The organism is Kineococcus indalonis, from assembly GCF_009906395.1.
In the GTDB taxonomy this organism is placed as follows: Bacteria; Actinomycetota; Actinomycetes; order Actinomycetales; family Kineococcaceae; genus Kineococcus; species Kineococcus indalonis.
Window position 1 is genome coordinate 1 of the sequence record NZ_JAAALM010000168.1, and the last position, 7,538, is coordinate 7,538.

The 7,538-nt window shown below is 76.8% G+C and carries 9 protein-coding genes; 7 read left to right on the top strand and 2 right to left on the bottom strand.

What is annotated here, in order from left to right:
• Positions 1–4: 4 nt before the first annotated feature.
• From hemL to GTR00_RS10185, 7 genes are all read left to right on the top strand, one after another.
• Positions 5–1,375 (top strand): glutamate-1-semialdehyde 2,1-aminomutase, encoded by a 1,371-nt coding sequence (gene hemL, locus GTR00_RS10155; protein WP_166611512.1) that lies wholly within the window; start codon positions 5–7, stop codon positions 1,373–1,375.
• A gap of 86 nt (positions 1,376–1,461) precedes the next feature.
• Positions 1,462–2,088, top strand: a complete 627-nt coding sequence (locus GTR00_RS10160; protein WP_407659674.1) for a histidine phosphatase family protein — start codon at positions 1,462–1,464, stop codon at positions 2,086–2,088.
• Positions 2,088–2,726 (top strand): TlpA family protein disulfide reductase, encoded by a 639-nt coding sequence (locus GTR00_RS10165; protein WP_166611514.1) that lies wholly within the window; start codon positions 2,088–2,090, stop codon positions 2,724–2,726. The genes GTR00_RS10160 and GTR00_RS10165 overlap by 1 nt, the downstream gene beginning before the upstream one ends.
• Positions 2,723–3,469, top strand: a complete 747-nt coding sequence (locus GTR00_RS10170) for a cytochrome c biogenesis CcdA family protein (RefSeq protein WP_323132381.1) — start codon at positions 2,723–2,725, stop codon at positions 3,467–3,469. Before GTR00_RS10165 ends, GTR00_RS10170 begins: the two co-directional genes overlap by 4 nt.
• Positions 3,469–5,277 (top strand): cytochrome c biogenesis protein ResB, encoded by a 1,809-nt coding sequence (resB, locus tag GTR00_RS10175; protein ID WP_166611508.1) that lies wholly within the window; start codon positions 3,469–3,471, stop codon positions 5,275–5,277. The genes GTR00_RS10170 and resB overlap by 1 nt, the downstream gene beginning before the upstream one ends.
• Positions 5,274–6,275, top strand: coding sequence for a c-type cytochrome biogenesis protein CcsB (ccsB, locus tag GTR00_RS10180; protein WP_166611509.1), 1,002 nt, complete (start codon positions 5,274–5,276; stop codon positions 6,273–6,275). The genes resB and ccsB overlap by 4 nt, the downstream gene beginning before the upstream one ends.
• A gap of 1 nt (position 6,276) precedes the next feature.
• Positions 6,277–6,585: a DUF4229 domain-containing protein gene (locus GTR00_RS10185; protein WP_205705485.1), complete on the top strand. Its 309-nt coding sequence runs from the start codon at positions 6,277–6,279 to the stop codon at positions 6,583–6,585.
• A gap of 76 nt (positions 6,586–6,661) precedes the next feature.
• Here the strand turns inward: GTR00_RS10185 and GTR00_RS10190 are convergent, their stop codons facing one another.
• Both GTR00_RS10190 and menA read right to left on the bottom strand, forming a co-directional pair.
• Positions 6,662–6,955 (bottom strand): hypothetical protein, encoded by a 294-nt coding sequence (locus tag GTR00_RS10190; protein ID WP_166611510.1) that lies wholly within the window; start codon positions 6,953–6,955, stop codon positions 6,662–6,664.
• Positions 6,956–7,016: 61 nt separating this feature from the next.
• The coding region (gene menA, locus GTR00_RS10195) for a 1,4-dihydroxy-2-naphthoate octaprenyltransferase (RefSeq protein ID WP_166611511.1) at positions 7,017–7,538 on the bottom strand (522 nt) is incomplete at its 5' end.

Sequence of the window (7,538 nt, forward strand, 5' to 3'; positions counted from 1 at the left end):
GCCCGTGACCGCGTCGACGCCCACCCCGGCGACCCCCGACCGCGACCGGACCGGCACCGCCGCCGCCCCGGCCTCCGCCGCCCTCTTCGCACGCGCCGGCGCCGTGATCCCCGGCGGCGTGAACTCGCCCGTGCGCGCCTTCCGCGCCGTCGGCGGCACGCCCCGCTTCACCGCCTCCGCGCGCGGGCCGTACCTGCGCGACGCCGACGGCGACGAGCTGGTGGACCTGCTGTGCTCGTGGGGCCCGATGATCCTGGGCCACGCCCACCCCGACGTGCTCGCCGCCGTGCACGCCGCCGCCGAGCAGGGCTTCAGCTACGGCACCCCCACCGAGCGGGAGGTGGAGCTCGCCGAGGAGATCGTCGCCCGCGTCGAGCCCGTCGAGCAGGTGCGCCTGGTCAACTCCGGCACCGAGGCCACCATGAGCGCGGTCCGCCTGGCCCGCGGCTTCACCGGCCGCCCCGTCGTCGTGAAGTTCGCCGGGCACTACCACGGCCACGTCGACGCGCTGCTGGCCTCCGCCGGCTCCGGCCTGGCCACCTTCGCCCTGCCCGACACCCCCGGCGTGACCGGCGCCGCCGCCGCCGACACCCTCGTCCTGCCGTACAACGACGTCGAGGCCCTCGCCGACGTCTTCGCCCGCCACGGCGAGCGCATCGCCTGCGTCATCACCGAGGCCGCCGCCGGCAACATGGGCGTGGTGCCCCCGCGGCCCGGCTTCACCGCCGAGCTGCGCCGCCTGACCCGCGAGCACGGCGCCCTGCTGGTCTCCGACGAGGTGATGACCGGCTTCCGCGTCAGCCGCGCCGGCTGGTACGGGCACGAGGGCCTCGGCCGCGAGCACGCCCCCGACCTGCTGACCTTCGGCAAGGTCATGGGCGGCGGCTTCCCCGCCGCGGCGTTCGGCGGGCGCGCCGACGTCATGGCCCACCTCGCCCCCGCCGGCCCCGTCTACCAGGCGGGCACCCTGTCCGGGAACCCCGTGGCCACCGCCGCCGGCCTGGCCACGCTGCGCGGGTGCACCGACGAGGTGTACGCCGCCGTCGAGCGCGCCGCGCGCACCGTGCGCGAGGCCGCCTCCGCGGCGCTGTCGGCCGAGGGCGTGCCGCACCTGGTGAACACCGCCGGCAGCATGTTCAGCGTCTTCTTCACCGGGCTGGACGAGGTGCGCGACTACGACGACGCCCGGCAGCAGGACCTCGGCGCCTTCCGCGCCTTCTTCCACGCCATGCTCGAGCGCGGCGTGCACCTGCCGCCCAGCGCGTTCGAGGCGTGGTTCCTGTCCGCGGCGCACGACGAGGAGGCCCTCGGGCGCGTCCTGGACGCCCTGCCGCACGCCGCGCGCGCCGCCGCGCGGGGGGCCGGGTCGCTGTGAGCGTGCCGCCCGTCACCGGCTCCGGGCACGCCCCCGGCCCCAGCACCGAGCCCGGCGCCGAGCCGCGCGCCGGCGCGGGCCGCACCGTGGTGCACCTGGTGCGCCACGGCGAGGTCCACAACCCCGAGCGGGTGCTGTACGGGCGCCTGCCCGGCTACCGCCTCTCCGAGCGCGGGCGGGCGATGGCCGAGCGCCTCGCCCTGCACTTCTCCACCCGCGACGTCGCCTCCGTCACCGCCTCCCCGCTGCAGCGCGCCCAGGAGACCGCCGCCCCGATCGCCGCCGCGCACGGGCTGCCGCTGGGCACCGAGGAGCGGGTCGTGGAGGCCGGCAACAGCTTCGAGGGCCGCCGCGTCACCGCCGGGGCCGGCTCGATCCGCGACCCGCGCGTGTGGCCGCGGCTGTGGAACCCGCTGCGCCCCAGCTGGGGCGAGCCGTACGAGCAGCAGGCCGCGCGCATGACGGCCGTGGTGCGCGACGCGCGCGACGCCTTCCCCGGCCGCGAGTCCGTGCTCGTCAGCCACCAGCTGCCCGTGTGGGTCACCCGCCTGCGCGCCGAGCACCGCCCGCTGTGGCACGACCCGCGCAAGCGCCAGTGCGCGCTGGCCTCGGTGACCTCCCTGGAGTTCTCCGGCCGCCGCCTGGTGTCGGTGTCCTACAGCGAGCCGTGCGCGGACCTGCTCGTCGGCGCCGACCCGGTGCCGGGGGCGTGATGCACCCCCGGCCGGGCACCACCGCGCGCCGCGCGGCGCTGGCGGCGCCGCTGCTGGCCGCGCTGCTCGCCGGGTGCGGCGGCGGCGACGGCCTGCCCGAGGCGCAGGGGCAGAACTACATCTCCGGCGACGGCACCGTCGTGCAGACCCCCGCCGCCGAGCGCGGCGGACCGGTCACCTTCACCGGCACCGGCGTGGACGGGGAGAGCATCGACCTCGCGCAGCTGCGCGGGCAGGTCGTGCTGCTGAACACCTGGTTCGCCTCCTGCGGGCCGTGCCGGGAGGAGGCCCCCGCCCTGCAGCAGGTGTGGGAGGAGTACTCCGGGCGCGGCGTGCGGTTCGTGGGCATCAACACCTACGACACCGCCAACGTCGCGCGCTCCTTCAACCGCACGTACTCCATCACCTACCCCAGCGTCCTGGACGCCGCCTCCGGGCAGGCGATGCTCGCGCTGCGCGGCGTGGCCCCCCAGGCCACCCCCACCACGGTCGTGCTGGACGCCGAGGGCCGCGTGGCCGCCCGCGTCTCCGGCCCGGCCACCGCCGCGACCCTGTCCGGGCTGCTCGACGACGCCGGCGCCGCGCCGGCCCCCGAGGGCGCGGCGGAGGGCGCGGCCCCGGCGGGGGCGCCGGCGTGACCGGCGACCTGCAGCACGCCGTCTCCGCCGGCCCCCTCCTGCTCGCGGTGCCGCTGGCGGTGCTCGCCGGCCTGGTCTCCTTCCTCTCCCCGTGCGTGCTGCCGCTCGTGCCCGGCTTCCTCGGCTACGTCACCGGCATGACGGGGGAGGACCCCGCCCGCCAGCGCCGCGGCCGCCTCGTCGCCGGAGCGGTGCTCTTCGTCCTGGGCTTCTCCGCGGTGTTCCTGCTGGTGAACTTCACCGTCGGCAGCCTCGGCGACGCCCTGGTGCGCTACCGGGTGCCGCTGCAGCGGGTCCTCGGCGTGCTCGTCGCCGCCCTGGGGGTGCTGGTGGTCGTCTCCCCGCTGTGGGCGCAGCGCGAGCTGAAGGTGCGCTGGCGCCCGCGCGCCGGGCTGCTGGGCGCGCCGCTGCTCGGCGCGGTCTTCAGCCTCGGCTGGACCCCGTGCATCGGGCCGATCTTCGCCGCCATCACCGCGCTGAGCTGGCAGAGCGGCACCGGCGGGCGCGCCACCGGCCTCGCGCTGGCCTACTGCCTGGGTCTGGGCCTGCCCTTCGTCCTCGTCGCCCTCGGCTACGAGCGGGGCGTGCGCGCGCTCGGCGTGCTGCGCCGGCACACCCGAGCCGTCAACGTCTTCGGCGGGCTGCTGCTCGTCGCCGTCGGCGCGCTGCTCGTCAGCGACGGCTTCAACGCGATCCTGGGGTGGCTGCGCGGCCCCATCGGGAACTTCGAGACGGTGATCTGATGGCTCGCACCGACGAGACCCACCTGGACGACCTGCGCGACGAGTACCGCGACGCCCAGGGCGCCCGCCCCGCCGCGCGCGGTCGGCGCGGGCGCGCCAGCGCCCCGCGGGCGGCCCCGCTGGCCCCGCTGGAGTTCGCCCGCTACTGCTGGCGGCAGCTGACGAGCATGCGCACCGCGCTGTTCCTGCTCATGCTGCTGGCCGTGGCCGCCGTGCCCGGCTCCACCTTCCCGCAGCAGGGCAACGACCCCGCCGGCGTGGCCCGCTGGACGGCCGAGCACCCCACCGCCGCGCCGTGGGTGGAGCGCCTGCAGGGCTTCCACGTGTACTCCTCGGCCTGGTTCTCGGCGATCTACATCCTGCTCTTCATCTCCCTCATCGGCTGCGTCGTGCCGCGCGCGGGCGTGCACCTGAGGGGGCTGCGCTCCGCGCCGCCGCGCACCCCCGCGCGCCCGGAGCGCCTGCCCGAGCACCGCGCCGCGCACCTGGCCGCCGACCCGCAGCGGGTCCTGGGGGCCGCCGGCTCCGTGCTGCGCGGGCGCCGCTTCCGCGTCGAGGTGCGCCCCGAGGAGCGCGGCGGCTCGGTGGCCGCCGAGCGCGGCCACCACCGCGAGAGCGGCAACCTGCTCTTCCACCTGTCCCTGGTGGGCCTGCTGCTCGCCGTCGCCTCCAGCTCGCTGTTCTCCTACGCCGGCCAGCGCCTGGTCGTGGAGGGGCAGACGGCGGTGGGCACCACGTTCGACAGCTTCACCTCCGGGGTGGGCGCCGACGAGTCCGACGTGCCGCCGTTCTCGATGCGCCTGGACTCCATGGACGTCGCCTTCGAGGCGCGGCAGACCTCCCAGATCGGCGAGCCGCGCCGCTTCGCGGCGAACGTCACCCTCACCGAGGCCCCCGGCGAGCCGGCGCGCACCGAGACGATCCGCGTCAACCACCCCGCGAAGGTCGGCGGCACCCAGCTGTCGCTGTCCGGCAACGGCTACGCCCCCGTCATCGTCGTGCGCGACGGCAGCGGCGCGGTCGTGCAGGACGGCGCCACGCCGTTCCTGCCGCAGACCGGCAACTACGACTCCACCGGCGTGGTGAAGGTCCCCGACGCCGTCGACGCCGCCGGCCGGCCCGTGCAGATCGGCCTGCAGGGCGTCTTCCTGCCCTCCGCCACCGTCGGCGCCGACGGCAACCCCGTCTCCGGCTTCCCCGACCTGGCCAACCCGGTGCTCGTCATGCAGGCCTTCACCGGCGACCTCGGCCTGGACGACGGCGTGCCGCAGAACGTCTACGAGCTCGACGGCACGGGCCTGACGCAGGTCCTGGACGAGGGGGGGCGGCCCTTCGCCATCCAGCTCGCGCCCGGCGAGAGCGTGCAGCTGCCCGACGGGCTGGGCACCGTCAGCTTCGAGGGCGTGCAGCGCTACGCCTCCATCGACGTGCGGCGCACCCCCGGGCAGACCGAGGCGCTGGTGTTCTCCCTGCTGGCCACCACCGGCCTGGTGCTCTCGCTGTTCCTGCCGCGCCGGCGCGTGTGGGTGCGGGTGCGCCCGGCCGCCGGCGGCGGCAGCGACGTGGTGGTCGCCGGCCTGGCGCGCGGCAACGACGCCGGCCTGGCCTTCGAGGTCGACGGGGTCCTGCGCCGGCTGCGCCGGGCCCTCGGCGAGGACGAGCCGGGCACCGCCCCGGGCACCGCGCCGTCGCCGCCACCGGGCGCGGTGGGCGACGATGGGGGCGAGCACGACGACGGGGCCCGCGGTGCGGGCGCACCCGGTGCGCACGAGGCGCGGGCAGGGGCCCGCACGGAGGAGGGACGATGACCGTCGACGAGAACGTCGCGCAGGTCAGCAACCTGCTGCTGTACTCGGCGATGACGGCCTACCTGGGCTCCTTCATCGCCTACGCGGCGGACCTGGCCGAGGGCGGCAAGGAGATCAAGGCCCGAGAGGTGCGCCGCCGCGAGCGCGCCGGCGGCGAGGCCGGCGAGGCCGGCGAGGCCGGCACCGTGCTCACCGAACCGGCCACCGCGCGCCGCCGGCGCGGCGCCGCCGTGGGCACCTCGCTGTTCACCCTGGCCGCGCTGCTGCACCTGGGCTCCGTGGTCTCCCGCGGCGTCTCGGTGCACCGCGTGCCGTGGGGCAACATGTTCGAGTTCGCCCTCACCGGCTCCCTGGTGGTGGCCGTCGGCTACCTCGTGGCCGTCGTGCGCGCCCAGCGCGCCGGGCTGGGCGGCGGGCGCGACGCCCGCTACCTCGGCACCTTCGTCGCCGGGCCCGTCCTGGCCACCCTCGGCATCGCGCTGCGCAGCTTCTACGTCGAGGCCGCCCAGCTCGTGCCCGCCCTGGACAGCTACTGGCTGGTCATCCACGTCCTCGTCGCGATCCTGGCCACCGCGCTGTCCACCCTCGGCTTCTCCGCCACCGTCCTGCAGCTCACCCAGGAGAAGCGCGAGCGCGTGCGCGCCTCGGGCGGGAACCCCGGCGGCGCGTTCATGGACGCCCTGCCCGGCGCCGTGGAGCTGGAGCGCACCGCCTTCCGCCTCAACGCCGTCGCGTTCGTCATGTGGACGTTCACCCTCATCGCCGGCGCGGTGTGGGCGCAGGTGGCCTGGAACCGCTACTGGAACTGGGACTCCAAGGAGGTGTGGACGTTCGTCATCTGGGTCGTCTACGCCTGCTACCTGCACGCCCGCGCCACCCGCGGCTGGGACGGGCGCCGCGCCGCGTGGCTGTCCGTGCTCGCCTTCGCCTGCATGCTGTTCAACTACCTCGTGGTGAACATCTTCTTCCCCGGCCTCCACTCGTACGCGGGGGTATGACGTGGGACCGACCCTGAAGTACACCGTCATGCGGCTGGGCATCTTCGTGCTGTGCCTGGTCGTGGTCAGCGGCCTGGGCGCCAAGGGCTGGCTGGCCCTGCTCATCGCCGCCGTCGTCTCCGTGCTGCTCTCCGTGGTCCTGCTGCGCCGCCAGCGCGAGGAGATGGCCGCCCGCCTGCAGCAGCACGTCGACGGGCGCCTGCAGGCCAAGCAGCCCGGCGCCGCGCCCGCCGCCCGCCCCGCGCGCGCCCGGTCCCGCTTCGCCGAGGGCGTGGACGAGGACAACGCCGCCGAGGACGAGCGGCGCTGACGCACCGGCACCACCCGCACGCGCGAGGGGCCCGGGACCGTCCACGGTCCCGGGCCCCTCGCGCGTGCGGGCCGGCTCAGCGCAGCGGCAGGCCCGGCAGCAGCTCGGGGCGCTCCCGGTCCAGCGCGCGCAGGTCGATCAGCGTGGGCACCGCCGCCAGGTCCCCGGCGGACTCCGCGTCCTCCGCCGCCCGCAGCAGCACCTCCAGCACCCGGCGCACCAGCACCGGCTCCTCAGCGGCCGTGGCGCCCGCGTGCTCCAGCACCTCCTCGTCGCACGTCACCACGTGCTCGGAGCGGGCACCGCCCGCGGTCGTCAGCGTCGCCGCGTACCGGTGCTCCCCGTCGGCCTGCACGTCCACCTCACCCATGCCGCGCACCCTCCCAGACGGCGCCGCGCCGCGCCCGCCGGAGCGCCCGCCGGAGCGCCCGTCAGAGCGCCAGGCCCAGCCCCAGCAGGGCCCCCGCCGCCAGCTCCAGCAGACCCGTGTCCTTCAGCACCGGGATCAGGTCGCGCCCCGCCGCCCCGCCCAGCACCGTGCGCAGCGGGCGCACCGCCAGCGGCGCCGCCAGCAGCACCAGCAGCGCGGGCGGGTGCCACGGCGCCGTCGCCAGCGCGGCCACGAAGCCCCCCGCGACCAGCGCCGCGAACAGCAGGCGGCTGCGGCGCTCCCCGATGCGCACCGCCAGCGTGCGCTTGCCCGCCGCCGCGTCCGTGGGCACGTCGCGCAGGTTGTTCGCCACGAGGATCGCGCACGCCAGGAAGCCCACGCAGAACGCGCCCGCCAGCGCCGCCCACCCGGCGCGGCCCGCCTGCACGTACGTCGTGCCCAGCACCGCGACCAGCCCGAAGAACACGAAGACGAAGACCTCGCCCAGCCCGGCGTAGCCGTACGGCCGCTGGCCGCCGGTGTAGCACCAGGCCGCCGCCACCGACGCCGCGCCCACCAGCAG

Bases quoted from the DNA above. Each gene is read 5' to 3' on its own strand.
- resB (WP_166611508.1), top strand. From the start codon at position 3,469: ATGGCTCGCACCGACGAGACCCACCTGGACGACCTGCGCGACGAGTAC.
- GTR00_RS10190 (WP_166611510.1), bottom strand. From the start codon at position 6,955: ATGGGTGAGGTGGACGTGCAGGCCGACGGGGAGCACCGGTACGCGGCG.
- GTR00_RS10165 (WP_166611514.1), top strand. From the start codon at position 2,088: ATGCACCCCCGGCCGGGCACCACCGCGCGCCGCGCGGCGCTGGCGGCG.
- ccsB (WP_166611509.1), top strand. From the start codon at position 5,274: ATGACCGTCGACGAGAACGTCGCGCAGGTCAGCAACCTGCTGCTGTAC.